Here is a 22,338-nt window from a genome sequence, read left to right on the forward strand (position 1 = left end):
GCCCCTCTCGTCCTGGCGGCCGGCCGCGACGGGGTGCGGCCGGCCTGGCGGGACCTGTCACGTGTCTACGGCCGGTACCGATCGGCGAGGTCGCCGTAGCCGCCTTCTGTCCAGACCGCCTTGCGGAACTCCGTGAGGCCGAGCGCCCCGGTGCTCTGCCCGGCGGTGGGTGGGAAGTGCGCGGTGCCGCAACGGGCGCAGTACCAGGCCTGGTTCCAGAGCCGTTCGGCCTGGGGGCGGCCCGCCAGACGCCGCCGTCTGGCGAGGAACAGCGCGGTCGCGCCTGCCAGGAGGGCGATCGAGAGGGCCAGGATCAGGTATGACCCCCAGAGCGGGACCAGCGCGTCGTTCGCGTCGGCGAGCGGGGCCGCCGGTGCAGGGGAAGCCGGAGCGGCCTCGGCAAGGCCGCCCGGGAGGAGGTCGGTGGGGAAGTCGTTCGGGAACCCCGGGTGCTTCGTCACCCAGTCCGGCGGCGAGAGGTCGGGCTTCTGGTGGACGGGCGTGTCGCGCGCCATGGTGCCCCGGATGAAGGTGAAGACCGCCCCGATCAGCGTCACGAAGCCCAGGACCGTCAGTGTCTGGATCGCCGTGCTGGTGGCGGGCGGCGCGGGTGCCAGGGCCCGGCCCAGGGCGGAGACCTCTTCGCGGGTCTCGGTGCGGCCGTCGCGGCCGTCGCGGCCCAAGGTACGTACGGTGATGTTCCGCCGCTCGCCCAGGTGGACCGCCGGCACGCTGCGGACCTGGTCGGTCAGCGCGCAGCTCGGGCAGGGCGTCAGGGTGCCGGGCGGCGGTGGCGCGGGTACGGCGTCGTTGATCGGCATGTGCGGAAGTCCCCCCAGGAGTACGGCGGTCGGGCGACCGTTCGTATCCGGGTGGACGCCGCCGCGCGGCCTCCGGTTGCGGCCCGCCGCAAGGACCGGGAACGCCTCCAGGCCACCCGAACCGCCCACGCGAAGAGGCCGGCGGGGCATCCCCGGACCCCTCACCTGCACTGCGGCCCGCGGAATCGTGTGACCCGCTCTGCCGGTCCTCGGCCAGACCATGCCCGGCCTGCTGCTCTCCTCCTCCCGGTCCGGCCCGTCGACCGCCGTCGCCGTCGGCTCCTGGGCGGCAGTGTCCGCGTACCCGGGGCCCGCAGGTGACGAGGCGGAAGCCCGCTGCGCGACTGACATCACCCTTCGCCATCACCGAATGTGCGACAGAGTCCGGAAGTTGAGCCAGACCCCGAGAAGATGACGGCAGCAGGGTGTCGTCGCAGTCGGCCACCGGCCCCTGCGGCTGGGGCACCGTCGGTGCGATGATGCGTTCGTGGTGACAGACGCGGAGCGGGCTCGGATTCGGCAAGGCTTGCACTTCGGACAGGTGTTTGAAGGCACTGTCAGCAACGTCGAGGTCTGGTGGGCTGACAGCCGCAAGCAGATCCGATTGAAGCCGACCGATCCTCAGTATCTGCGTGCGGACTTCGCCGGCTTCGTGGAGAGTGTTCGGCCAGGATGGCCGTCCGAGTTTGGTCGTGTGGTTCGGGACCCGGGGCCCGACGCCGGATGAGTTGCTGGCGTCGTCTCGACTGAGCGAACCCCGAACGGAGAACCCGCCCGTCGTGGGAAGAGGCCGTCGTGGGAAGAGGCCGTCGCCCCGCAGGGGTGACGGCCTCCCAACGCCTACTCGGGACCCGGCAACCTCCTGCTGGGCCGAGCCGTTGTCACAGCCCGTTCCGACGCAGGACCTCCAAGGCCTGGAGGACCATGGCCATGCCGTGATGATCGCCGAGTTCCCGGAAGCGGATGGCCGCCCGGGAGTGAGCCTCGAAGGCCCCGTCGAACTGCCGGAGCTCGTGCAGAGCGCTTCCGAGATTCGTCAGGGCCTTCGCCTCCCGGTGGTGGTCCTGGACTTCCCCGAAGTGGTCGGCCGCCCGGGTGAGCGCGTCGGCCGCCTTGTCGAACCTCCGCGCCTCCAGCAGGGCCCCGCCGAGGTTGTTCAGGGCCATCGCCCTGCTGTGCGGGTCCTGGAGCTCCCGGAAGCGGTCGGCCGCCTGGGCGAGTACGTCGATCGCCTCGTCGAACCGTCCCATTTTCCGCAGGGTGCTGCCGAGGGTGATCGACGCACCGGCGGAGCGGTAGCGGTCCCCGAGGTCCCGGAAGCGCTCGACGGCCCGGGTGAGCACGCGGGCCGATTCGTCGAAGCTGCGCACCTCCTGAAGGGCGCCCGCCCACGGCAGCGTCCCGCACGCGCAGCGTCAGCGTGACCCGATGGGTGTGCGTCCGGCCCCCGCTCCCCGCCGCCTCCGCCGTCACCACACCGAAGGACAGCTTTCCCCCGCCGCCGCCTTCGGCCCGCAGCTCGAGGAGCAGCTCCAGCTCCGCCTGCTCGATCTCCAGCCGCAGTTGCTGACCCGCCCCGCGTCCTGGGCCTCTCCCAGCTCTTGCCGCAGCTCCTCGATGGCTTTCGCCAGCCCGATCCCCGACATCCGAGTGCCCCCTTCTGCCCCCAGGGCCCTCTCCTAGCCCGGAGCGGCCCGACTGGAGGACCAGTGTGCCGACTTCCCGGCCTTCCCCGCAGCCGAATCCCGTGACGTCGCGCGGCGCTTGGCGCGGTGGGGCCAGGGGTCCCGGGTGGGTGCCCGGCCGGGTACGGCTGAGGTGTCGGGCGGGGGTGCGCTTCCTCGCCGGTGACGACCACCGGGCCGTCCGCGACCTTTCACCCAACAGCTTGGCTCCGCCACGCTGCGCCCGGTCATGGGCTGGCTGGAGTGCTGCCATCGTCGATCGCTGCTGTCGAAAGTTCAGAGTCGGCTCGCCAGAGTGCAGCTGGGACAGACAGCCGCTGGGGAGTTGGCTGGACACACGCGGGGCTCGGATTCGAACTGAATGGATTGGCGCACTCTGCGTCCAATCGCCGCAGGCCAGGAAGTGTCGGCCCCGCGCTCGCGGGGATAGCTTCCTGCACTACCTGATGGACAAGGACGTCCGGATGTCGGCCCCGCGCTCGCGGGGATAGCTTCGCCCAGAACTTCAAGGCGGTCTACGGCGGCGGGTCGGCCCCGCGCTCGCGGGGATAGCTTCAACGCCATGCAGATGGCGTCGGCGGGGACCAGGACGTGGGCGCCGGTGGTGGCGATGACGTTCGGCAGCGGATGGGCCGCAAAGTTGCGGTCCAGGAGCACGATCATGCCCTCGCGCAGGCTGCGGAGCAGGCGTTGTACGTGGGTGGTCTCACCGGCAGCGGGTCGGCCCGAACACCGCGTCCAGGGCGGTGCGGGTGCCGCAGGACACCAGGACCGGCAGTTGCAGTGCCGGATACCCCGAACTGCCGTTGTGGCAGCGGTGCTTGGCGTACACGGTCAGGTTTGCCGGGCTGTCCGGCACCGCGATCGTCGTGCCGTCGATCGCGCAGACCAGCAGGCCCCGCCACCACGCCCCGGGGGTGCCGATTCCGGCGGCCGGGCCGCGCAGAAGGTCGAACAGCCATCGCAGCGGCTCGGCGCCCACCCGCTTGCGGGCCTGGGCCAAGGCGCTGCCGGTCGGGTCGGCGACGGGCAGACCGTCCAGGCCGGCGGTCGGCCGCTGCTACACCTGCTGCCAGCCGAGCCTGGAGAACAGGCACCCGGGCGGCAGCAGGTACACCACCTCCCGATACGGCAGGTCCCGGACCCGTGCCTGCACCCTGCCGGTTTGCACCGGGGCTTCGTCGACCATCTCGAACGGGACGATCCGGGGCGACTCGCCGAGATGGCCGGGCGCGCAGCCGGGCGGCGGCCACGGGTCGCCCGAGGCCAGCTGAACGGGGGAAGTACCTCGCCGATCGGGTGTGGCGGCTGCGGGAGGGAGCACCGGTTCGTCATCCTCCAGGCATGTCGCCCAAGGACTAAGGAGTGAACGGATGCCGAAGGTGTCCAAGCAGTCAGCAACGAACGTTCAGGAGTTCGGCCCGGTGACCGACCGCCGGGAGGAGATGAACGGCTATACGGTGGAGTTCGTCTCTTTCGGCGCCGACTCCGACCTCGACGGGCCGCTTCAGGCGCTCCCCGGCGGAATGTGTCACTGCCCGCACTGGGGTTACGTCATCGCTGGACGTATGCGCTTCGTCTTCGAGGACCACGAGGAGGTGTACGAGGCCGGTGACGCCTATTACCAACCGCCGGGGCACCGGCCGTACGTCGACGCCGGCACCGAACTGCTCCAGTTCAGCCCTACCGACCAACTGGCGAGGACCGAGCAAGCGATCGTCGACTGGATGAGTCGGCAAAGCGGTACGCCGTAGCCACCACGCGCTGGGCAGCCGCGGCAGCACCCGCGCGAGATTCCGGGACACAGGACCGGTGTCAGGCGGCATGGTCGTCGACCGCCCCGGGCTGCTTCCCGCCATCGCTGCTGTCCGTTCGGCCAGGCGGGCGGCGGCCAAGGAAGCGGAGTCATCGCGCCGACGGGCGTGGTGCCCCGGCGCCTCGCGTGAGCACTGGATCCATGGGGCACCAGCCGTGTCTGACACCGCGGGAGCAGGTTGCTCCGTTGCCTGCGCCTTCCCACAGGGGTGTCCGCCGCGGCGCGGAGCGGCGGCGTCTGCCTGTCACCGTGGTGCTGCCCGCTCCTGCATCCGGCCGGCGCGGGCAGCTGCCCAGGGGTTCTGCTTCCGGACCCGGATCCGGCGGAAGTAGCGGCGCATCGCGGCGGAGTCCTTGCGCCAGTCGCCCATCTCGGCGATCTGGTCCTCGGGGACATCGGCCTCGCGCAGTGCGGAGGCCCCGCCGGCCCGGAGGCCGTGCGCGGTGACGACCTTCACGGTGTCCTCGTGCAGCAGCGCGTTGTAGCCGGACTCGACGCGCTGCTGTTCCGAGAGGTCGGCCACACGCCGGTACGCGTTCCGGGCGCGGGCCTTGACGACGGCGTTGACGGCGTCGCCGGACAGGTACGAGAGGCTCCACCCACTCCTCGACGGCGATCTCGTGGTCGGCCTTCGGCTGCCCGTCAGGGTGCCTCGGCCGGGTCTGCGGGGAGAGCCGCACCTGGAGCTGGCCGGCCTTGTCGAGGGCGCGGAACAGGGCCCGGTCGAGCGGCATGCGGATGGTGCGGGCGTACTCCGGCCAGGCGCGCAGGCGGCGCGCCGGGCACGGGTGCGGGGCGTTGCCGCGGGCCGGGATCCAGGCCTCGAAGGCCGAACCGGCCCCACCCGATCAGCGGATCATCGGCCGTCGTCTCCTTCAGTGGAACATCGGTCCGATGGGCCGGCCTCAATGGCAGCGTCTCCCTGCCCCGGCAACCGACCGGATGCCCCCCGACGTCACCCCCTGGTTGCGGTCGCAGTCACACCGAAGGTGAGCGCGCCCGTCAGGAACGAGAACGCGAGTGTGACGGCCGCCCACTGCCCGATGGAGTCGACCTGGTCGCCGAGCCCGAGCAGCTGCCAGGCGGTGTCCCGCAGCGCCAACGAGACCGGCAGTGCCAACGCGCCTGCGGTGATCGCGATCCGGGCGGCCCGTCGCGTCCCCGACGCGGGCGGAGCCGCGGCGAACCGCAGGACACTGTTGCAGATCATCACGAAGGCGAAGGTGCCGCCCGCGAAGACTGCGGTCTCCACGGTGAAGAGCAGTGCTCCGGGCCAGCCCTCGCCGGAAGCCAGTCCCGTGGCGACCAGCAGGCCGGCGGCGACGGCGGCTGCGGCGGCGAGCAGGGCGAAGTGGAGGCGCACGAAGCCGAGCACCTTGCCGCGGCCGATCAGCGCGGCGAGTGCGCGCCCCGTGCGGGAGTGGGGGCCGGCGAGGAGGGTCGCGAGCGGTGCGAGGTCGTCCAGCCAGTCCCTGCCCTTGTCCTCGGCCCCGCACACCGGTTCCGGTAGGCGTCGGATCGCCCCGCGGTGCAGCAGCAGGCTCCCGGCCGTCACTCCGGTGAGCGGCAGCAGGGACGCGATCAGCCAGGGGGTGCCGCCGTCCCAGGACGCGCGGTCCGCCCGCGTGGCCACCGCCGCCCAGTCGGTGGTGAGCGTGGCGGCGACGAGCAGCGTGCAGACCAGCGCGGTCCGGAGCACCTGCTCGATCCGGTAGCGCGGCAGCGGCCGGTCGCGGCGGCACAGCAGCGCCCTTGCCCCGCCGAGCGCACCGAGCAGGGGGACGAAGAACATGGTGAAGGTCACCACCGCGTCGTACGGATCGCCCTGCCAGGGACTGCCCGCCCGCACCGCGCGGACCTGCGTCGTCAGGTAGGCGAACAGGGTGAAGGCGGCGGCTCCGGCGGCGGACGTCAGCAGTGCCGCGGCCGCGGCAGGCCGAGCGGGGTGTCCGACCTCCAGCTGATCGTTCGTCAAGTCATCTCGCATGGCGGCGATAGTACACGCCGCGTAGTACGTGGAGCGTACTTCGTGGCGCGTAGTATGGTGCTCCGTCAGATCGGAAGGAACAACACATGCAAGCCAACGACGCCCAGACGCTGGTGCTCTGCGCGCTGGCCGACGGGCCGATGCACGGATACGCCATCAACACGGCGATCGAGGAGCTGACCGGGGAGCGGCTGGGCCCCGGCAGCCTGTACGGGGCGCTGGCCAGGCTGGAGACGAAGCGGCTGATCGAGCCGCTCGACGGGCAGGGACGCCAGCGCCCGGTGCAGCTGACGTCCCTCGGCCGCGAGGTCCTGGAACGCGAACTGCGCGCCATGGCCCGCGTCGCGAACGCGGGACTGCGGCGCCTGGGGGTGAACCCGGCATGAGCGTCGTCACCCGCAGCCTGGTCAGGCTCTACCCGGACGCCTTCCGCGAACGCTGGGGCGCGATGGTGGAGGACGAGGCCCGGGGCGCGGGCTGGAAGTCCTGGCCCAACCTGATCGCGGGCATCGTGGACATGTGGCTGCACCCGGCCCACTGGCCCGCCGACTCCCCGGCACAGCGCCAGCGACGGGTGGCCACCATGGCCATCACCGTCGCCCTCGCCGCCTGGTTCCTCAGCCACCTGGCCGCCGAACAAGCCGGCCCCCTGCCCGCCGACGGCGTCCGGGAGCAGGTCGCGCACGGCTGCACCGCCCTGCTGCTGCTCGGCATCGCCCTCGTCGCACCCCGGCCCCAGCCCACGCTGCGCGCAGCGATCACGCTGCTGGGCTGGGCGCTCCGCCGCCTCGCTGCACCGACGCTCCTCGGCACCACCGTGGTCGTCCTGGTGCACGGCGGCGTCGACGCGGACGCCTCACCGCCCACCCTGCGCACCGCCGTGCTCGCCGCCTGGTGGATCTCCCTCGGCCTCGGCGCGATCCAGATCCCCCGCATCTTCACCGGCGTCGGCGCGGATGCCGTCGTGCCACCCGGCACCGGCCGCCTCCGGGCCGGTGTGTGGACCCTCGCCGGCGCCAGCGCCACCGGCGGCGCGACCATCCTCGGACTCTCGCTCACCGGTGCCGGATTCCACCCGCTCGGCGTCGGCATCGGCGTGGGTCTGCTGCTGCTGACGGCGGTGTGCGCGGGCACCCTGCGCGACCTGCGCGACCTGCCGTCGGCCAGGTAAGCCACGCGACACACGCCTGCCCAGGGCTCGCCCGAACCGGCGGGCCGCTCCCATCCCACTTGGACGGTGTCCATGCCCGACCTGCTCCGCTCCCTCTACACCCGCCGCCTGCGCCGCCAGGTCGTAGCCGGCCCACTGCCCCGGCATGTCGGGCTGATCATGGACGGCAACCGCCGCTGGGCCCGGCAGGTGGGCATGGCCGACCCGAGCCTCGGCCACAAGGCGGGCGCCGAGCACGTCGAGGAGGTGCTCTCGTGGTGCGAGGCCCTGGGGATCAAGCACATCACCGTCTTCGTCTGCTCGACCGAGAACCTCCAGCGCCGCGGCGACACCGAAGTCGCTTACCTGATGCGGCTGATCGAGCAGGTGGTCGTCGATCGCCTCACCCGCCCGGACGCCCGCTGGCAGGTCCACCTCGCCGGAATGACCGACGCCCTGCCCGACAGCACCGCCCGCGCCCTCAAGGAGGCCGTCGAGGCCACCCGCACCTGCACCACCGGCGCTCACGTCACCCTGGCCGTCGGCTACGGCGGCCGTCAGGAGGTCGTCGACGCCGTGCGCGACCTGATGTACGCGCGAGCCGAAGCGGGCGCGTCACTGACCGAGGCCGCGGACGCCCTGACCGTCGAGGACATCGCCCCGCACCTGTACACCGCCGGCCAACCCGACCCCGACCTGGTCATCCGCACCAGCGGCGAACAACGGCTGTCGAACTTCCTGCTCTGGCAGAGCGCCTACTCGGAGCTGTACTTCTGCGAGGCCTACTGGCCCGCGTTCCGCGAGGTCGACTTCCTGCGCGCGATCCGCAGCTTCGCCGCCAGGCAGCGGCGCTACGGCGGCTGAGCCCCGGTCTGGGCGGGCAGGGAGACGAGTGCGCTGCTGTAGTACGGGGTGTCGGTGGTGCTCCGTTCGGTCACGGGGTCCTTGTGGATGGCGGGTGGGTAAGGGTGGTCTGCCGGCCCGCCCGAACTCGGGGGACTACAGGAGGCTCAGCGCGTCCAGGGCGAGGTAGGCAGCGGCGGTGTCGGTCATCTCGCCCCGGCGGAGCACGCGGTCGCGGAACTCGCTCAGGGAGAGGGTGACGACGTCGATGAACTCGGTGCGCTCCGGCCGCGGTTCGGCGACCTTGACGCAGCCGGTGGCGACGAAGGCGTAGCGGCGGACGTCGGAGTAGGCATCGAGCCAGTAGGGCCCGACCTCTCGCACCTGGCCCTGGTGGCCGGTCTCCTCCAGCAGCTCGCGGGCGATCGCGTTTTCTGCGGACTCCCCAGGCTCGATGTAGCCGCCCGGAAGTTCGTGAAGCACACGGTCGGGACCCGGACGGTACTGGCGGGCCAGGATGACGTGCTGGTCGGGGGTGAGGGCGAACACGGCGCCGGCCGGGCGCTCGCACTTGATGGAGAACTCCTCCGTCCGACCGTCGGGCAGTTCGAACTCGACGCGGTCCACGGACCGGCCGAACCTGCTGAACACGGTGGTGCGGTTGATCTCGCGCCACGACGCGGTGGTGCTGTCGGTCGTCATGGCCAGGACCGTACAACTCCGGGCCGGCCCCGGGTGCCCGTTGCCCTGTCGATCAGTCCCTACGCCTGTAGGTGGTCCGGACAATGAGACGGAGAGGCGAAGCACCCGAATGGGTGACGGGCCGTTGCCGCGCGCGCCGCGCCTCCACCGTACGTCCGGCCCGCCAAGCTGCCCCGCGTCCTGGGCGCCTGGGCCGCGTACGGCGAACTGCGCCGGGCCGCGGGCGGCTGACCCCCGCGAGCGTCGGGATGCTCAACCTCCTGAGTCCCGGCCGGCGGCGAGGACTTCAGCCCTGGGCGGGGCGGGTGTCGCGGAGCGGCTCCCGGTCGAGGACCTCGACGTACATGATCCGCCCGTCCACGACGTCGAGGACGAGCATGCCGTCGGCCGGGGAGAGGGTGACGCAGCGGTGGCCCGGGCCGAAGGGCTGGCCGGGCGGGTGAGGGGCTGTCCGGAAGCTCTGGCAGAAGTCGTCGCCGCATCCGCACTCGGCGACCAGCGGGAGGCTGCGGACGGTGGCGGCCAGTTCGCGTTCGTCCTCCTGCTCCAGGAGTTCGACCAGCTCGGCGGCAAGCTCCGGGAAGGCCTCGCGGACCAGCGGGTGGTTCGGGGGCTGCGGCGCCGTCACGGGCGGGGCGCCTTCACGCCGTGGACGGCGGTGTACTCGGCGGCGAGCCACGGGCCCAGGTCGTCGATGAGTACGGCCAGGGCGGTCCGGTCGGCGGTGGGGGTACGGGCGATGGCGGCGGCGAGGTGCACCTGGTCGGCGCGCTCGGGGTAGTAGCCGGCGAAGACCTCGGCCGAGGCGGCGAGGTCGCTGGTCCAGCCGCCCCAGCGGGGCATGACCAGGGTGAAGCAGGTGCGGACGAGATGGCGGGAGACGGCGCGGGACAGGGCGCGCAGTTCGGCCTCCGTGCCGGCCGCCGCCAGGCGCTCGCGCCAGCGCGGCAGGAGGAGGGCGAGGTCGCCGTTGGTCTCCCGGGCGAGCAGGGAGGTGAGGCGGTAGCGGGGGAGGCGGGCGGCGAGGTCCTCGCCGAGCAGCGGGGTGCAGAGGCAGGCGACGAACCAGCCGAGGTCGTGGCGTTCGAGTTCGCTGAGCAGCGTGCCGGTATCGAAGAGCAGCACGCCGACTCCGTTCACCTGCGCGAACTCGCCGTCGAGCGCGGCTTCGAGGGCGTCGGCCTCGGCCCGGTCCGCGGCGGTGGGCTCGTGGTGCAGGGCGAGCAGCAGGTCGAGGTCGGAGACGCCCGGGACGGCGGTGCCGCGCGGGACGCTGCCGTAGAGGTAGGCGCTGTGCAGCCGGTCGGGACCGAAGGCCGCGGCGATCCGCTCCCGGGCGGCGGCGACCACCGGCGCGAACGCCGGCGGCACGCGGTCGAGCGAGCCCTCCCGTGCGATGCAGCCGTCCCGGTCCAGCCCCTGAGTCGTGGTCATGGGGGAACTCTGCCCTGCCGTGACCGTACTGACCAGCGAATATCCGTCGGCCCGGTGGATTGTCAGTGGGGTGTGCAAGCATCCGTCGCACACGAACACGAACGGCGTGAGGGGAACGGCATGGGCACCTGGGACATCGGGCACTTCGACAACGACTCGGCGGCGGACTTCTGCGGCGGCCTGGACGACGCGGCGCCCGGCGAGCGCGAGGCGCTGCTCCGGTCGGCTCTGCAGCTCGCCGCCCGGGCGGAGGAGTACCTGGACTCGGACGAGGCGGTGGACGCGGTCGCCGCGGCCGCGCTGGTGGCGGCGCAGTGCCCGGGCGGGGTGGCGGTGACCAGCGCCTATGGTCCGAAGGAGCCGCTGCCGCCGCTCGCCGCCGAGCTGCGCCCGCTCGCGGTGGCCGCGCTCGACCGGGTGGTGGCGGAGGAGTCGGAGCTGGCGGAGCTGTGGGACGAGACGGAGAGCGGTCCGGCCTGGCGCGAGGGCATACAGGCCCTGCGGGGGGTCCTCGCCGCCTCGGCGTCGTCGTCGGCCGTGGAGGCGCCGGTGGCGGGGAGCTGAGCGGCGGTCACCGGCGGGCCGCCGTCCACCAGTAGCCGAGCGCGGTGAGGCTGGTGGCGGCGCCGAGCAGGCAGACGGCCGTCCAGCCGCCGTGGTCGTAGACGACGGTGGAGAGGATCGCGCCCGTGCCGCACCCGGCGGAGTAGAGCAGCATGTAGCCAGCGGTCAGGCGGCTCTGCGCCTCCGGGCGGACCTGGTAGAGCAGGTGCTGGTTGGCGACGTGGACGGACTGCAGGCCGTAGTCGATCACCACCATGGCGAGCACCAGCCACCAGACCGAGTGCGGTAGCAGCGCGGCCGGGAGCCAGCCGACCAGCATGGCCAGCAGGCCGACTCCGGCGGTGCGTTCGGCCCGACCCCGGTCGGCCTGACGGCCGGCGTACCCGGCGCCGAGGGCTCCGGCGGCGCCGGCGAGGCCGAAGAGCCCGATCTGGGTGTGGCTGAGGTTGAAGGGCGGTGCGGCGAGCGGCAGCACCATCGGGGTGAGTAGCACGGTGATGGAGGTGAAGGAGAGCAGTGCGAGGACGGCCCGGGTGCGGAGCACGCGCTCCTGGGCGAAGAGCGTGAACACCGAGCCGACCAGGCGCGGGTAGCCGATCCGCTCGGCGGTGCGGTGCCGCTCGGACGGGACGGCGGCCGCGACGGCGAGGGCCACGGCGGCGGTCGCGACGGCGGAGGCGACGTAGACGGCCCGCCAGCCGGCCAGGTCGCCGATGGTTCCGGCGACGGTTCGGGCGAGCAGGATGCCGACCACGATGCCGCTGGTCACGGTGCCGACCACCCGGCCCTGGTCGCCCGGAGCGGCGAGCTGGGCCGAGTGGGCGACGACCACCTGGGCGACGACCGCGAGGACACCGACGGCGGCCATCGCGGCGAGCAGCAGCGGAGCGGAGGGGGCGAGTGCGACGGCGAGGAGGGCGAGGACGGACAGGCCGAGCTGGGAGGTGATCAGGGTGCGGCGGTTGACGTGGTCGCCGAGCGGCACGAGCAGCAGCAGGCCCACGGCGTAGCCCGTCTGGGTGAGGGTGCCGACCAGGCCGATGCTCGCCGGGTCGATGCCGTAGTCCCGGGCGATCAGGTCGAGCAGTGGCTGCGAGTAGTAGACGTTGGCCACGGCGAGGCCGCAGGCGACGGAGAGCAGCCAGGCGACGGCGGGTGACAGGCCGCGTGCCGGGGCTCCGCCGGGCATGCCTGGCGCGACAGGCGGATCGGCCGCGGCGGAGGCGGTGGTGCGGGCGGGAGAGGTCATGGGCGGGACTCCCTCGAAGGGCAGAGTGGTTTCAAAGTGCTACCGCGACACCATGGCATAGCCTGGTTTCGATAAGCAACCACACCCTGGTCGGTAGGCTGGGCGCCGACCGGTGAGGGCTGAGCGGCGCCGGTGAGGCCTGAGAGGTGGGAGAAGTGCCGAAACGTACTACGCACGAGGAGTCGGCCTGCCCGGTCGCCCGTCCGCTCGACGTCGTCGGCGACGGCTGGACACTGCTGATCGTCCGTGACGCCTTCGACGGGCTGAGCCGCTTCGGGCAGTTCCAGAAGAACCTCGGCCTGGCCAAGAACATCCTGTCGGCCCGCCTGGCCAACCTGGTCGCCAACGGCGTGTTCGACCTCGCGCCGGCCGCCGACGGCAGCCCGTACCAGGAGTACGTGCTCACCGAGAAGGGCCGCGCGCTGTTCCCGGTGATCACGGCGCTGCGCCAGTGGGGCGACCAGTGGTTCTTCGCGGAGGGCGAACCCCGGGCGCGACTGGTGGACCGCGAGTCCGGTGCGCCCGTCGCGCCGGTCGAGGTGCGCTCGGCGGACGGCCGGGTGCTCGGCCCCGAGGACGCGAGGGTGCTGCTGCCCTGAGGGCGCGGGGTGTTGCTGCCCTGAGGGAGCGGGGGTGCTGCTGCCCTGAGGCGCGCCACCGCCGCCTCGCTCCTCGCGACAGTGGGTGTGCGGGCGTCGCCGAGCGTGTCCGCCGACCGTCGGTCACTCTGGAGACCTCACCGGGAGCCGGCCGGCTGCCGACCGGGAGTGGACCGGGAACAGGCGGAGGGCCGATCGAACCCGGCCCGGCCGGACCTCCCGAGCCCCGCGAGCGACGAGGAGGCGGCATGCAGCAGCCCACCACCCGGCCCGCCGGCCCGCCCGGCGCCGTACGCGGCTGGCTGGACGCGCTCGCCGTCGTGCTGGCCGGGCTGGTCGCGATGGCGGCGGTGGCCGCGCTCGGCCTCTGGCTGGCCGGCGTCGACGACCTTCCGGACGGCGGCTTCGCCGCCGTGCTGGCCGCGACGCTCGCGCTCGCGGTCGGGGGAACCGTCCAACTCGACGGAGGTGCGGGAGACTTCGCGGCCGTCGGGGCCGGTATCAGCGCGATGCCGCTGGGTGTCTCGGTGGCCGGCGCGGTCGCGATGGCCGAGGTGTTCCTGCGCGGGCTGCGCTTACGCGCGGTCGCGTCCGGTGGTGAACTGCTCGGGCGGATCGGCCGGACGGCCCTGCTCTGGGTGCTCGCCCTGGCGCTGCTGACGCTCGGTGCCCAGCACAGCTTCGTCGTCCCGCTCGGCGGCGACCTGGCCGAGACGATCGGCGGAGCGCTCGGGCTGACCCCGGAGGTCGGCTTCCACGCGGACGGTCCGACCACCGTCGGCATCGGGCTGGCCTGGCTGCTGCTGGTGCTCGTGCTGACCTTCGCGGTGTCCCGGCGGGCCCCGCTGCCGCCCGCCCTGGTGCGTCACCAACTCGCCGTCCGCCCGGCCGCTTTCGCGCTCTGGCTGGTCCTGCTGGCGTACCTGGCGATCGGTGCGGTGGCCGGGGTGCTGACCGCGATCGTGCACGGCAACGCCCGGCAGACCCTGGCCGTGGTGCTGCTCGCGCTGCCGAACCTGGCCTGGACGGCCTTCGGCATCGGACTCGGTGCCGAATGGCAGGGGCGGCTGGTCGGTGCGCTCGGCCTGCCCGTCCCCAAGCCGCTCAGCGCCGTGCTGCGCGCCGCCCCCGAGGGCGGACAGTCGACCATCGACCTCGGCAGCCTCGCCGAGCAGGACGCCCGCGTCTGGTGGCTGCTGCCGCTGGCCGCCGTCCTGCTGCTCGCGGGCGCGTTCCTGGCGGCCCGCCGTACGCCGCGCACCGTCCGGCTCTGGCAGCACGCCGTCCGGTTCGCGCTCGCCGCCGCCGTCACCATGCTGCTGGTGGGTCTGTGGACCCGGGTGGACGCCGCCTACGGGCTCTCCGTGCTGGGCGTCGGCCTCGGCCAGGGCGGGCTGGCGGACCTGCTGGGTGCCGTGCTCGGCGCGGAGAACCCGCTGGCCGGGCTCGGCGGCGGCAGCCTCACCCTGCGCCCGGTGCTCTGGACGGCGGTGCCGCTCGCGGCGGGCTGGGGACTGCTGACCGGCGCGCTCGGTGCCCTGCTCGCCACCCGGGTGCGACACCGCGGCGAGGTACCGGCGGGCAGTCGGTGAGGGGCACTGGGTGGGAGGGGGCCACGCGGCCCGGCTCAGAACAGCCGGTGGCCCCGCACCCACATGCTCTTCCGCCCGTCGGCCCCAAGGAGCCGCAGTTTCCCGACACCGTCGTGGATGCCCGCGCTGAACAGCAGCGAGGGGCCGACGATCGCGCCCGCGGCGGCCAGGCCGAAGAGCAGACCGATGTTGTCGACCGACTGCTCGTCGCCCTCCTCGACGGTCTGGCCGCCCAGCTGGATCAGCAGCGGGACGGTGGCCAGCAGCGAGAGCACCAGCAGCCACCCCAGCACCCGTTGGACCCGCCGTTTGACCCGCGCCTTGGTGGCGGTCTCCACCCGGACGGCGAAGGAGCGCCCGCAGCGCGGGCAGATGACGCCGATCTCCCGGTCCCCGCCGGTGGGCCGGGGCGCGCCGCCCTCCGGCAGGTGCGTGATGCTCCAGTTGACCTTCGTCACGGTGGCCCCGTGCTCGACGCTCACCCGGCAGCCGAGGCTGACGACGTACCGGTCGGTGATCGGGTTCCTGGCCACGGTCGTCTCCCCCCAGCCTCCGCGACCCTCGCGGGGTAGGCGGATCGTAGCCCTTCCGTGGGGCGCCGAAACCGGTGGCGCAAGGTCAGAAAGCCTCGGCCAGAAGGATGATGGCCGCCGGGACGGCCTGGCCGAGAGCGCCGCGCCACAGCTTCGGTTCCGAGACGAACAGGGTGGTCCCGCCCGCGACCATGAACGCGGCGACATAGAGCACCATCGCCCGCCCGGCCCCCGGGTGCCCGGTGTGCAGCAGGACCAGACCGGTGACCAGGCCGAGCGCCAGGAACAGGTTGTAGAAGCCCACGTTGACGCGCCAGAGCCGGACCTCCGGGGCGTCCGCCGTGCTGCCGGTCAGCAGCCGGCGCACCCGCGGGTGCCCGTACAGGAAGCTCTCCAGCGGCCAGACGATCAGGTGGATCGCCGCGGCGACCACGGCGAAGACCTGGCTCACGGCGTTCATGGCGGACGGCTCCTCCTGACGGGGCGGCGGCGGGTCGTCGAGGTGTGCGCGGGCCGGCCGATCGGCGGCGATGCGGTGTCGGTGACCGGTGCGGGGGGTGATGCGGCGGCTGTGCCGGGGCGCTCGCCCATGGTGCGCATTCTATCGCCGGTACCCTCGCCGCGGCGGCCGAGGAACCCTGCCGGACTGCGGGATTGGACTGGACCACTGCCTCCGGGCGCCACTATCGTTCGGCGTGCCCACGGAACGCGCGCCGGGCCGGAACGCCTGCCGCCGGAGCGCGCGCCGCCGCCGGAACGCCTCGCGCGACGCCGGACCCCGTCGAGTGCCTCGGAACGGAACCCATGAGCATCTGGCCGCAGTTGCGAAGATCCCGGACCGTCCGGACCGGGCGGGCCACCGGCCGGGTGCTGCGCTGCGGACTGATGGACACCATGCTCGCCGACCTCGCCGTCTCGGTCGTGCTCTGCTTCGAGCACCCGCTGGACGACGACCGGCTGGCCGCCGGCCTGGCCCGCGCGCTGGAGCGGGTGCCGGTCTTCGCCGGACGCCTGCGCACCGTCGAGGGCGTCCTGGAAGCGGTCTGCGACGACACCGGCGTCCCGTTCGAGGTCTACACCGTGGAGGGCACGCTCGCCGAGGCGATGGGCCGGGTGACGGCGCCCGGCGCCGAACTCGTCGCCCCGCTGGACGCCCCCGCCGCGCGCGACGGCGGCGTCCCGCTGCTCACCGTGCGCCTCACCCGTACGGCCGACGGCGGCACGGTGCTCGGCTGCTCCTGGCACCACGCGGTCGGCGACCTGCACAGCTTCATGCTGCTGCTGCGGATCTGGTCCGCGGCGGTCGAGGGCGAGCCGCTTCCGGAGGCAGAACTCGTCGACGACCAGGACGAGTTGCTGGCCGACGTGCTCCCCGAGGAGGACTGCGGTCGGCCCGGCTTCCGGGTGCCCTCGGCACAGGAGGCGGAGCTGCTGGCCCGCGAGGTGGCGGCCGGGCCGCGCGCCAACCGGATCGTGCAGATCGCCTTCACCGACGCCGAAGTGGACCGGATGCGCGAGGAGTTCGGCGCGGCGGCCGGGCGGAGGCTCTCCTCCGGGGACGTGCTGTGCGCCCACCTCCTCAGTACCCTGCGGGAGTTGGACGGGGACGACGTCGAGCGGATGCTGACCGTGCCGGTCAACGCGCGCCGCTGGCTGGGCCTGTCGCCCGCACTGGTCGGCAACCTGCTGAGCGAGGTCCACGTGCCGCACCGGCCCGAGGACGGTCCGGCGGTGCTGGCGGGCGCGCTGCGCACGGCGGTCGAGCGGTTCCCGGCCGAGCACCTCAACCTCCGCGCCAACCTGTGGTTCCTGGCGACCCTCGGCCGCGCACGGCTGCGCGACTGCGTGCCACTGGGCTTCGACCCGGGTGCGCGCCGGTTCAGCTTCTCCAACTGGTGCGGCTTCGGCGCCTACGCGGTGAGCTTCCAGGGGCGGCGTCCGGTGCTCTTCAGCCCGGCCGCCAACTATCCGCTTCCCTGGGTCAGTTGGACGGTCGAGGGGTTCCGGGGCGAGGGCCGGCTGGCCACCGTGGTGCTGCCGGCCCGGCTCGCCGCCCGGGTGCGCGGGGCGGCGGGCCGGGCGGCAGTGCACCGCTTCCGTCGGGCCGAGGATCAGCCGCCCGCGTCGGCCGGGGTGCTGCCCAAGGTGATCTGAGCGGTCGCGGAGGCAGGCCTCGGAGTCGCGGAGACAGGCCTCCGAGTTGCGGAGACGGGTCTCGGAGTAGCGGAGGAAGGCGTCAGAAGGAGCGCTCGATCGTGGTCCACAGCTGGAGCCGGGCGCGCAGCGCGGTGCGGACCGTCTCGGCGCAGGAGTCCCACTTGTCCTGGTCGTCGCCGCACAGGTCGATCAGCATCTGCATCGCCATCGGGGTGTGCTGCTCGCCGTCGACCTCGATGTGACGGGCCAGGTAGTCCTTGAAGACGGTGAGCGCGCCCTCGGGGTCGTCGATCCGGATGACCTGGGCGAACATGTCCGGGATCAGGTCCTCGCGGCCGAAGGCGAAGGCGGCGGCCCGGCAGTGCACCGGCGCGTTCTCCACGATCGCCCAGGTGGTGGTGGTGAAGTCCAGCGCGGCCTGCGGAACTCCGGCGGTCTTCAGGGCGTCCGGGACGGCGGTTCCGGTGCCCAGCAGGGCCAGGAACTCCTCGATCGGGCGCGGGTCGGCACCGGCCTGCCGCATGCCCTCCACGTACAGCTCGAAGTGGCTGGTGTAGCCCTCGCCGAGCTCGTCGCTCTCCTCCACCAGCACGATCTCGTTGATCAGCCGGCGGCTGGCGGTCGGGCCGTTCGGGACCCACGGCACGTCCACGCAGGTGAGGTCGCGCTGGAGGCTCTTGAGCAGCGACATGAAGTCCCAGACGGCGAAGACGTGGCTGCCGAGGAAGGTGCGGACGCGCTCGATGCCGGTGAGCGCGCGGTACACCGAGTGCTCGACCACCTCGCGGCGCAGCGGGTCGATGGCCTGCTGGAGGCTGGTCAGGCCAGGGTGCGAACGGTCCCAGTGGTAGCGGTTTGCGGACAACGTGACTCCTCGGATCGTTGGTCTCGGACGGTCAACAGGTGTACGGGGCAACGGTTCTAGGGTTCTACGGCGCTCGACGTTAGCGACGGGTCAGCGCGCGGTCAACGGGCCCTTCATGCCGTCAACGGGCTTCATCACGAGCTCCAGCGCGTGCCGCAGCTGCTCGCGGCCGGGCTGGACGGCACGGTCCAGGGCGGGGGCGAAGGGCAGCACGGCGCCGTCCGGGCGGGTGATCCGGCGGGGCGGGGCGATCAGGCGCATCTCCTCGGCGGCGGTGGCCAGCACCTCGGCGCCGAAGCCGCAGCTGCGGTTGGAGTCGTCCAGGACGACCAGCCGTCCGGTGCGTTCCAGCGAGTCGGCGAGCGACTGCCAGTCGAAGGGATGCACCGTGCGCGGGTCGAGTACCTCCACCGAGAGGTTCGGCGCCAGCTCCTCGGCGACCGCGAGGGCGTCGTGCACCAGGTGCCCGAGGGCGACCACGGTGACGTCGGTGCCCGGCCGGTGGATCCGGGCCCGGCCCAGCGGGACGGGGACGAGGTCCCAGGTGACGGTCTCGCGCACCGGCATCGCGGCGGCGGGGGCGAACACCACGACCGGGTCCGGGTCGCGGATCGCCGAGCGCAGCAGCCCGTAGGCGTCGGTCGGGGTGGCGGGCACCACGGTCTTCACCCCGGCGTGCGCGAACAGGCTGTACGGGTGGTCGGAGTGCTGCCCGGCCCAGCCGTCCCGGGAGCCCGAGCCGGGCACCAGGCAGGTCAGCGGGACGGCGGCCTGGCCGCCGGTCATCAGCGAGAACTTGTGGGCCTGGTTCACGAGTTGCTCGAAGACCAGGAACAGCAGGGACGGGATCTGGAACTCCAGCACCGGACGCCGGCCGGCCAGCGCGGCGCCGACCGCCATCGAGGTGAAGGCCTGTTCGGACAGCGGGGTGTCGACGATCCGCCCCGGCCCGAAGCGGTCCAGCAGGCCGAGGGTCGGCCCGGCCAGACCGGCGCCGATGTCCTCGCCGAAGACGCAGACCGCCGGATCGGCGGCGAGTTCGTCGGCCAGCGCCCGGTTGAGCGCCTTGGTGTACGAGAGCCTGGTCACGGTGTCGCTCCCGCCCGGGGCCGCAGCCCGTCGGCGTACAGGTGGTCCAGCGCCCCCGCAGGGTCCGGGTGCGCCGAGGCGAGGGAGAACTCCTCGGCGGCGGCCAGCTGTTCGGCCACCGCACGGTCCAGCTCGGCGACCGTCGCGGGGTCGAGCAGGGCGGCGGCCCGGGGGAGCGGGTCGCGCTCGCGCCAGGCCTCGACCTCCTCCGGGGAGCGGTAGCGCAGCTTCATCCGGCGCTCCATGGTGTGGTGGCCCTCGTAGCGGTAGGTGCGGCAGGCCAGGAAGCCGGGGCCGCGGCCGGCGCGGGCGCGCTCGACGGCCCGCAGCGCGGCGGCGCGGACGGCCTCGGTGTCCATCCCGTCCACCTCCTCGGCGGGGATGCCGAAGGCGGCGGCCCGGCCGGTGGCGCTGCCGGCGACGGCGGTGGCGGCGGGCAGGGTGGTGGCGTAGCCGTTGTCCTCGCAGACGAACAGCACCGGCAGGCGCCACATCGCGGCGAGGTTGAGTGACTCCAGCAGGACGCCCTGGTTGAGTGCGCCGTCGCCGAAGAAGGCCACCGCGACCGGTGTCCGGCCGGGATCGGGCCGCCCGGCAGCGCAACCGTCGGCGGTCACCCGGTCGGCCGCCGACCGTTCGGGGGAAGCGGTGGCCCGGGCCGCCGCCCAGGCGGCGCCGACCGCGATCGGGGCGCCGGCGCCCACCATGCCGTTGGCGCCGAGGATGCCCAGCGAGAAGTCGGCGGCGTGCATGGAGCCGCCCCGGCCGCCGTTCGACCCGTCGACCCGCCCGAGCAGCTCGGCGAGCAACCGGTGCGGAGCGGTGCCCCGGGCGAGGACGTGGCCGTGGCCGCGGTGGGTGCTGGTGAGCCGGTCGCCCGGGCCGAGCGCCGAACAGACGCCGACCGCGACGGCCTCCTGCCCGATGTACGGGTGGATGCCGCCGGGGATCGCGCCGGACTTCACCAGGCCGAGCGCCAGCTCCTCGAAGCCGCGGATCAGCCGCAGCATCCGGTAGCGCTCGGCGGGGGTGTCCAGCGGGGCGGGGCGGGCCTGCGCACCCGCGCCTCCCACCTGCGTACTCGCGCCTCCCGGCGGAACGGCGCTGTCGGCCTCGGCGGCGGCCGCGGCGGCCTCGGTGCGTGCGGGAGCGGTCACGGCCGTCCCCGCCAGATCGCCGGGCAGAACCGCGGGTCCGCGTAGTCCGGCCGGCCGTCCTCCGTGCGGCGCACCAGCACGTCGTGGTTGTAGACCACCGGCTCGCCGTCCGGCCGGTCGTGGCGGCGGTACTCGTTGGCGCCGTCCTGGAGGTGCAGCGAGACCGCCCGGCGCGGGTGGGAGGCCAGGTTGGGGCCGCTTCCGTGGTACGTGCGGCAGTGGTGGAAGGACATGTGGCCGCGCGGGATCGGCATCGGCACCTTCTGCACCCGCTGCCCGTTGTGGGCGGCGTTGGCGGCCAGGATGCCGTCCAGCTCGGAGCGGTCGCGGTCGGCGAAGTGCCGGGTGGAGTCCTCGCCGGAGGGCAGCTCCCGCCAGCGGTGGCTGCCGTCGACCATGGTGATGGTGCCGTTCGCCTCGCGGCAGTCGTGGAACGGGATGAAGGCGGTGAGCATCTCGTCCGAGGTGCAGGTCTGCCAGTAGTGCTTGTCGAAGTGCCACGGCACCCGGTTGCTGGGCTCCTCGGGCACCGGGGGCTTGTAGATGAGCGTCGACTGGAAGATCCGGATCTCCTCGGTTCCGGCGAGCAGCGCGGCCACCGCGCCGATCAGCGGCTTGCGCAGGATCGCGCCGATCGCGTCGCTCTCGTAGTGCACGTAGTCGTTGTGCCGCTGGACCGGCCCGTCCTCGGGCCGCCAGGAGGCCAGCCGGGGTGGCCGGACGGGCAGCTCGCGGTCGCGGTGCCCGGCGTAGTACAGCTCGGTGGCGGCCTGGAGGGTGTCCAGTTCCTCGTCGCTGAGGAGCCTGCGGGAGAGGTACCAGCCGTGCTCGCGGTAGTGCGCCACCTCTTCGGGGGTGGGCAGCAGGGCGAGCTCGGCGTCGGTGAGCCGGAACTCGGGGGCTGCGGCCATCGGGCGGGCCTCCTTCGGATGTGCGGGGGCGGGCCGGTCGGCGGCCGTGCGCCGGTCGTCGGCGGGCCGGTCGGCGGCCGTGGGCCGGTCGCCGGTGGTGGGCCCGTCGGCGGTGGGGCCGTGCCGTTCGACGGCCTCGTAGAGGGCCTTGATGTTCGCGGTGCCGAAGGTACCCGCTCCCTGCCGCTCGATCAGTTCGAGGAAAAAGGTGCGCCGGGGGTGTGCCGAACGGGCGAAGATCTGGAACAGCTGGCCGCCGTGGTCCTGGTCGACCAGGACGTGCAGCTCGCGCAGGGTGGCCACCGGGACGGCCGTCTCGCCGAAGCGCCCGGTCAGCGCGTCGAAGTAGGCGTCCGGGGTGCTCAGGAACTCCACGCCGTGCTCGCGGGCGGTCCGGACGGCGCGGGCGATGTCGCGGGTGCCGAAGGCGAGGTGCTGGACGCCGGCTCCGCCGTGGGCGGCGAGGAACTCGTCGATCTGGCCGGGGCGGCGGTCGGTGTCGGGCTCGATCAGGGTGAAGGTGACGTCGCCGGAGGCGCTCTGCACCACCTTGGAGTCCATCGCCTGCTCGCCGACCTCGATGTACTCCTCGAAGATCGTGCGGAAGCCCAGTGCCGTCTCGCAGAACCGCACGGCGTCCGCGAGCGTGCCGGCCGGCAGGCAGATCGCGACGTGGTCGAGGTCGTCCAGCAGGCGGGGCTCCGGGGTGGGCTCGGCGTCCGGCAGCGGCACCAGGCGCAGTGCGGTGTCGCCGAAGCCCTCGATCAGGGCGCCGGCCCGGTCGAGCACCCGGGCGCCGTGCCGTTCGGCCTGCTCCAGCGCGGCCGCCGGATCGGCGCAGCCGAGCGCGAGGACGGCGACGCCGTCCCCGTGCCGGGCGACGTACTCGGCCACCGGGTGCTCCGGGTCGGGGGCGGAGCTCAGCCGCAGCCGGATGGTGCCCTGGCGCAGCCCGACGGTGCGGGTGCCGTCCGGTGCGGTGACGGGAGCGTCGACGGTGAAGCCGTGGTCGGCGCGGAGTCCGGCCGCGGTCTTGTCGGCGTCCGCGCAGTGGAACTCGACGTGGGCGATGGTCTGGATGGACAACGGGATCTCCCCCCGGAGGGAACGGTGGATCGGGGATCGGCGCGCTGCCGCCGCGCGGCGGTGGGCGGCGGTGGGCGGCGGGCGATCTCCGTCGGGTG

At 73.4% G+C, this 22,338-nt stretch carries 23 protein-coding genes, 2 pseudogenes and 1 CRISPR repeat array; of the genes and pseudogenes, 8 read left to right on the forward strand and 17 right to left on the reverse strand.

Going from position 1 to position 22,338, the window contains the following annotated elements; all coding sequences use genetic code 11:
- Nucleotides 1-65: 65 nt before the first annotated feature.
- From ACFWP2_RS09285 to ACFWP2_RS09305, 5 genes and pseudogenes are all read right to left on the reverse strand, one after another.
- Complete coding sequence (locus ACFWP2_RS09285; protein WP_380449639.1) at nt 66-821, reverse strand: hypothetical protein; 756 nt, start codon at nt 819-821, stop codon at nt 66-68.
- 881 nt (nt 822-1,702) lie between these two features.
- Nucleotides 1,703-2,191, reverse strand: a complete 489-nt coding sequence (locus ACFWP2_RS09290; RefSeq protein ID WP_380449640.1) for a tetratricopeptide repeat protein — start codon at nt 2,189-2,191, stop codon at nt 1,703-1,705.
- A gap of 97 nt (nt 2,192-2,288) precedes the next feature.
- Nucleotides 2,289-2,759: pseudogene (locus ACFWP2_RS09295) on the reverse strand (trypco2 family protein); the annotation flags it as partial.
- A 150-nt stretch (nt 2,760-2,909) separates the two neighbouring features.
- A CRISPR array of direct repeats spans nt 2,910-3,062; the repeat unit is 29 nt; unit sequence GTCGGCCCCGCGCTCGCGGGGATAGCTTC.
- 150 nt (nt 3,063-3,212) lie between these two features.
- Nucleotides 3,213-3,509, reverse strand: coding sequence for a hypothetical protein (locus ACFWP2_RS09300; protein WP_380449944.1), 297 nt, complete (start codon nt 3,507-3,509; stop codon nt 3,213-3,215).
- 6 nt (nt 3,510-3,515) lie between these two features.
- A pseudogene (locus tag ACFWP2_RS09305) lies at nt 3,516-3,695 on the reverse strand (transposase domain-containing protein); the annotation flags it as partial.
- Between the two features lie 184 nt (nt 3,696-3,879).
- On the opposite strand from ACFWP2_RS09305, the gene ACFWP2_RS09310 reads away from it, so the two are divergent.
- Nucleotides 3,880-4,260, forward strand: coding sequence for a hypothetical protein (locus ACFWP2_RS09310; protein WP_380449641.1), 381 nt, complete (start codon nt 3,880-3,882; stop codon nt 4,258-4,260).
- A 306-nt stretch (nt 4,261-4,566) separates the two neighbouring features.
- Here the strand turns inward: ACFWP2_RS09310 and ACFWP2_RS09315 are convergent, their stop codons facing one another.
- Both ACFWP2_RS09315 and ACFWP2_RS09320 read right to left on the reverse strand, forming a co-directional pair.
- On the reverse strand, nt 4,567-4,845 hold the full coding sequence (locus ACFWP2_RS09315; RefSeq protein WP_380449642.1) for a hypothetical protein: 279 nt from the start codon (nt 4,843-4,845) through the stop codon (nt 4,567-4,569).
- Nucleotides 4,846-5,277: 432 nt separating this feature from the next.
- Nucleotides 5,278-6,309, reverse strand: a complete 1,032-nt coding sequence (locus ACFWP2_RS09320; RefSeq protein ID WP_380449643.1) for a hypothetical protein — start codon at nt 6,307-6,309, stop codon at nt 5,278-5,280.
- A gap of 86 nt (nt 6,310-6,395) precedes the next feature.
- Between ACFWP2_RS09320 and ACFWP2_RS09325 the strand changes: the two genes are divergently transcribed.
- The 3 genes from ACFWP2_RS09325 to uppS all read left to right on the forward strand — a co-directional run bounded on the left by ACFWP2_RS09325 (nt 6,396) and on the right by uppS (nt 8,323).
- Complete coding sequence (locus ACFWP2_RS09325) at nt 6,396-6,695, forward strand: PadR family transcriptional regulator (protein WP_380449644.1); 300 nt, start codon at nt 6,396-6,398, stop codon at nt 6,693-6,695.
- Nucleotides 6,692-7,480, forward strand: coding sequence for a hypothetical protein (locus ACFWP2_RS09330; RefSeq protein ID WP_380449645.1), 789 nt, complete (start codon nt 6,692-6,694; stop codon nt 7,478-7,480). Before ACFWP2_RS09325 ends, ACFWP2_RS09330 begins: the two co-directional genes overlap by 4 nt.
- A gap of 66 nt (nt 7,481-7,546) precedes the next feature.
- On the forward strand, nt 7,547-8,323 hold the full coding sequence (gene uppS / locus ACFWP2_RS09335; RefSeq protein WP_380449646.1) for a polyprenyl diphosphate synthase: 777 nt from the start codon (nt 7,547-7,549) through the stop codon (nt 8,321-8,323).
- Between the two features lie 135 nt (nt 8,324-8,458).
- Here uppS and ACFWP2_RS09340 read toward each other — a convergent pair whose 3' ends face one another.
- From ACFWP2_RS09340 to ACFWP2_RS09350, 3 genes are all read right to left on the reverse strand, one after another.
- Complete coding sequence (locus ACFWP2_RS09340) at nt 8,459-9,004, reverse strand: NUDIX hydrolase (RefSeq protein ID WP_380449647.1); 546 nt, start codon at nt 9,002-9,004, stop codon at nt 8,459-8,461.
- 286 nt (nt 9,005-9,290) lie between these two features.
- Complete coding sequence (locus ACFWP2_RS09345; RefSeq protein ID WP_380449648.1) at nt 9,291-9,632, reverse strand: hypothetical protein; 342 nt, start codon at nt 9,630-9,632, stop codon at nt 9,291-9,293.
- Complete coding sequence (locus ACFWP2_RS09350; protein WP_380449649.1) at nt 9,629-10,438, reverse strand: nucleotidyltransferase; 810 nt, start codon at nt 10,436-10,438, stop codon at nt 9,629-9,631. Before ACFWP2_RS09350 ends, ACFWP2_RS09345 begins: the two co-directional genes overlap by 4 nt.
- Nucleotides 10,439-10,558: 120 nt before the next feature.
- On the opposite strand from ACFWP2_RS09350, the gene ACFWP2_RS09355 reads away from it, so the two are divergent.
- Complete coding sequence (locus ACFWP2_RS09355) at nt 10,559-11,002, forward strand: DUF4259 domain-containing protein (RefSeq protein WP_380449650.1); 444 nt, start codon at nt 10,559-10,561, stop codon at nt 11,000-11,002.
- A 7-nt stretch (nt 11,003-11,009) separates the two neighbouring features.
- On the opposite strand, the gene ACFWP2_RS09360 is transcribed toward ACFWP2_RS09355, so the two are convergent.
- The gene (locus ACFWP2_RS09360) at nt 11,010-12,251 is read right to left on the reverse strand and encodes an MFS transporter (protein WP_380449651.1); all 1,242 of its coding nucleotides are present in this window, start codon (nt 12,249-12,251) and stop codon (nt 11,010-11,012) included.
- A 155-nt stretch (nt 12,252-12,406) separates the two neighbouring features.
- On the opposite strand from ACFWP2_RS09360, the gene ACFWP2_RS09365 reads away from it, so the two are divergent.
- Nucleotides 12,407-12,850 carry a winged helix-turn-helix transcriptional regulator gene (locus tag ACFWP2_RS09365; RefSeq protein ID WP_380449652.1) on the forward strand — a complete coding sequence of 148 codons (444 nt, stop codon included), beginning with the start codon at nt 12,407-12,409 and terminating at the stop codon, nt 12,848-12,850.
- Between the two features lie 248 nt (nt 12,851-13,098).
- Nucleotides 13,099-14,442 (forward strand): streptophobe family protein, encoded by a 1,344-nt coding sequence (locus ACFWP2_RS09370; protein WP_380449653.1) that lies wholly within the window; start codon nt 13,099-13,101, stop codon nt 14,440-14,442.
- 35 nt (nt 14,443-14,477) lie between these two features.
- Here the strand turns inward: ACFWP2_RS09370 and ACFWP2_RS09375 are convergent, their stop codons facing one another.
- Entirely contained in the window at nt 14,478-14,975 is a 498-nt protein-coding gene (locus tag ACFWP2_RS09375; RefSeq protein WP_380449654.1) for a hypothetical protein, read from the reverse strand.
- A gap of 85 nt (nt 14,976-15,060) precedes the next feature.
- Nucleotides 15,061-15,435: a DUF1304 domain-containing protein gene (locus tag ACFWP2_RS09380; protein WP_380449655.1), complete on the reverse strand. Its 375-nt coding sequence runs from the start codon at nt 15,433-15,435 to the stop codon at nt 15,061-15,063.
- A gap of 344 nt (nt 15,436-15,779) precedes the next feature.
- Here ACFWP2_RS09380 and ACFWP2_RS09385 point away from each other — a divergent pair, with 344 nt between their 5' ends.
- Nucleotides 15,780-17,129, forward strand: a complete 1,350-nt coding sequence (locus ACFWP2_RS09385) for an acyltransferase (RefSeq protein WP_380449656.1) — start codon at nt 15,780-15,782, stop codon at nt 17,127-17,129.
- A gap of 82 nt (nt 17,130-17,211) precedes the next feature.
- Here ACFWP2_RS09385 and ACFWP2_RS09390 read toward each other — a convergent pair whose 3' ends face one another.
- The 4 genes from ACFWP2_RS09390 to hppD all read right to left on the reverse strand — a co-directional run bounded on the left by ACFWP2_RS09390 (nt 17,212) and on the right by hppD (nt 22,240).
- Nucleotides 17,212-17,997 (reverse strand): DUF3050 domain-containing protein, encoded by a 786-nt coding sequence (locus tag ACFWP2_RS09390; RefSeq protein WP_380449657.1) that lies wholly within the window; start codon nt 17,995-17,997, stop codon nt 17,212-17,214.
- A gap of 90 nt (nt 17,998-18,087) precedes the next feature.
- Nucleotides 18,088-19,086 carry an alpha-ketoacid dehydrogenase subunit beta gene (locus ACFWP2_RS09395; RefSeq protein WP_380449658.1) on the reverse strand — a complete coding sequence of 333 codons (999 nt, stop codon included), beginning with the start codon at nt 19,084-19,086 and terminating at the stop codon, nt 18,088-18,090.
- Nucleotides 19,083-20,096, reverse strand: coding sequence for a thiamine pyrophosphate-dependent dehydrogenase E1 component subunit alpha (locus ACFWP2_RS09400; protein ID WP_380449929.1), 1,014 nt, complete (start codon nt 20,094-20,096; stop codon nt 19,083-19,085). Before ACFWP2_RS09400 ends, ACFWP2_RS09395 begins: the two co-directional genes overlap by 4 nt.
- A 143-nt stretch (nt 20,097-20,239) precedes the next feature.
- On the reverse strand, nt 20,240-22,240 hold the full coding sequence (hppD, locus tag ACFWP2_RS09405; RefSeq protein ID WP_380449660.1) for a 4-hydroxyphenylpyruvate dioxygenase: 2,001 nt from the start codon (nt 22,238-22,240) through the stop codon (nt 20,240-20,242).
- Nucleotides 22,241-22,338 lie beyond the last annotated feature (98 nt).

It is taken from the genome of Kitasatospora sp. NPDC058444, assembly GCF_042721415.1.
Lineage (GTDB): Bacteria > Actinomycetota > Actinomycetes > Streptomycetales > Streptomycetaceae > Kitasatospora.

What these genes read in the sequence shown, in the direction of transcription:
- ACFWP2_RS09285 (WP_380449639.1), bottom strand. Translation starts at nt 821, where the DNA reads ATGCCGATCAACGACGCCGTACCCGCGCCACCGCCGCCCGGCACCCTG.
- ACFWP2_RS09310 (WP_380449641.1), top strand. Translation starts at nt 3,880, where the DNA reads ATGCCGAAGGTGTCCAAGCAGTCAGCAACGAACGTTCAGGAGTTCGGC.
- ACFWP2_RS09320 (WP_380449643.1), bottom strand. Translation starts at nt 6,309, where the DNA reads ATGCGAGATGACTTGACGAACGATCAGCTGGAGGTCGGACACCCCGCT.
- ACFWP2_RS09325 (WP_380449644.1), top strand. Translation starts at nt 6,396, where the DNA reads ATGCAAGCCAACGACGCCCAGACGCTGGTGCTCTGCGCGCTGGCCGAC.
- ACFWP2_RS09330 (WP_380449645.1), top strand. Translation starts at nt 6,692, where the DNA reads ATGAGCGTCGTCACCCGCAGCCTGGTCAGGCTCTACCCGGACGCCTTC.
- ACFWP2_RS09340 (WP_380449647.1), bottom strand. Translation starts at nt 9,004, where the DNA reads ATGACGACCGACAGCACCACCGCGTCGTGGCGCGAGATCAACCGCACC.
- ACFWP2_RS09350 (WP_380449649.1), bottom strand. Translation starts at nt 10,438, where the DNA reads ATGACCACGACTCAGGGGCTGGACCGGGACGGCTGCATCGCACGGGAG.
- ACFWP2_RS09355 (WP_380449650.1), top strand. Translation starts at nt 10,559, where the DNA reads ATGGGCACCTGGGACATCGGGCACTTCGACAACGACTCGGCGGCGGAC.
- ACFWP2_RS09360 (WP_380449651.1), bottom strand. Translation starts at nt 12,251, where the DNA reads ATGACCTCTCCCGCCCGCACCACCGCCTCCGCCGCGGCCGATCCGCCT.
- ACFWP2_RS09370 (WP_380449653.1), top strand. Translation starts at nt 13,099, where the DNA reads ATGCAGCAGCCCACCACCCGGCCCGCCGGCCCGCCCGGCGCCGTACGC.
- ACFWP2_RS09380 (WP_380449655.1), bottom strand. Translation starts at nt 15,435, where the DNA reads ATGAACGCCGTGAGCCAGGTCTTCGCCGTGGTCGCCGCGGCGATCCAC.
- ACFWP2_RS09385 (WP_380449656.1), top strand. Translation starts at nt 15,780, where the DNA reads ATGAGCATCTGGCCGCAGTTGCGAAGATCCCGGACCGTCCGGACCGGG.
- ACFWP2_RS09400 (WP_380449929.1), bottom strand. Translation starts at nt 20,096, where the DNA reads ATGCTGCGGCTGATCCGCGGCTTCGAGGAGCTGGCGCTCGGCCTGGTG.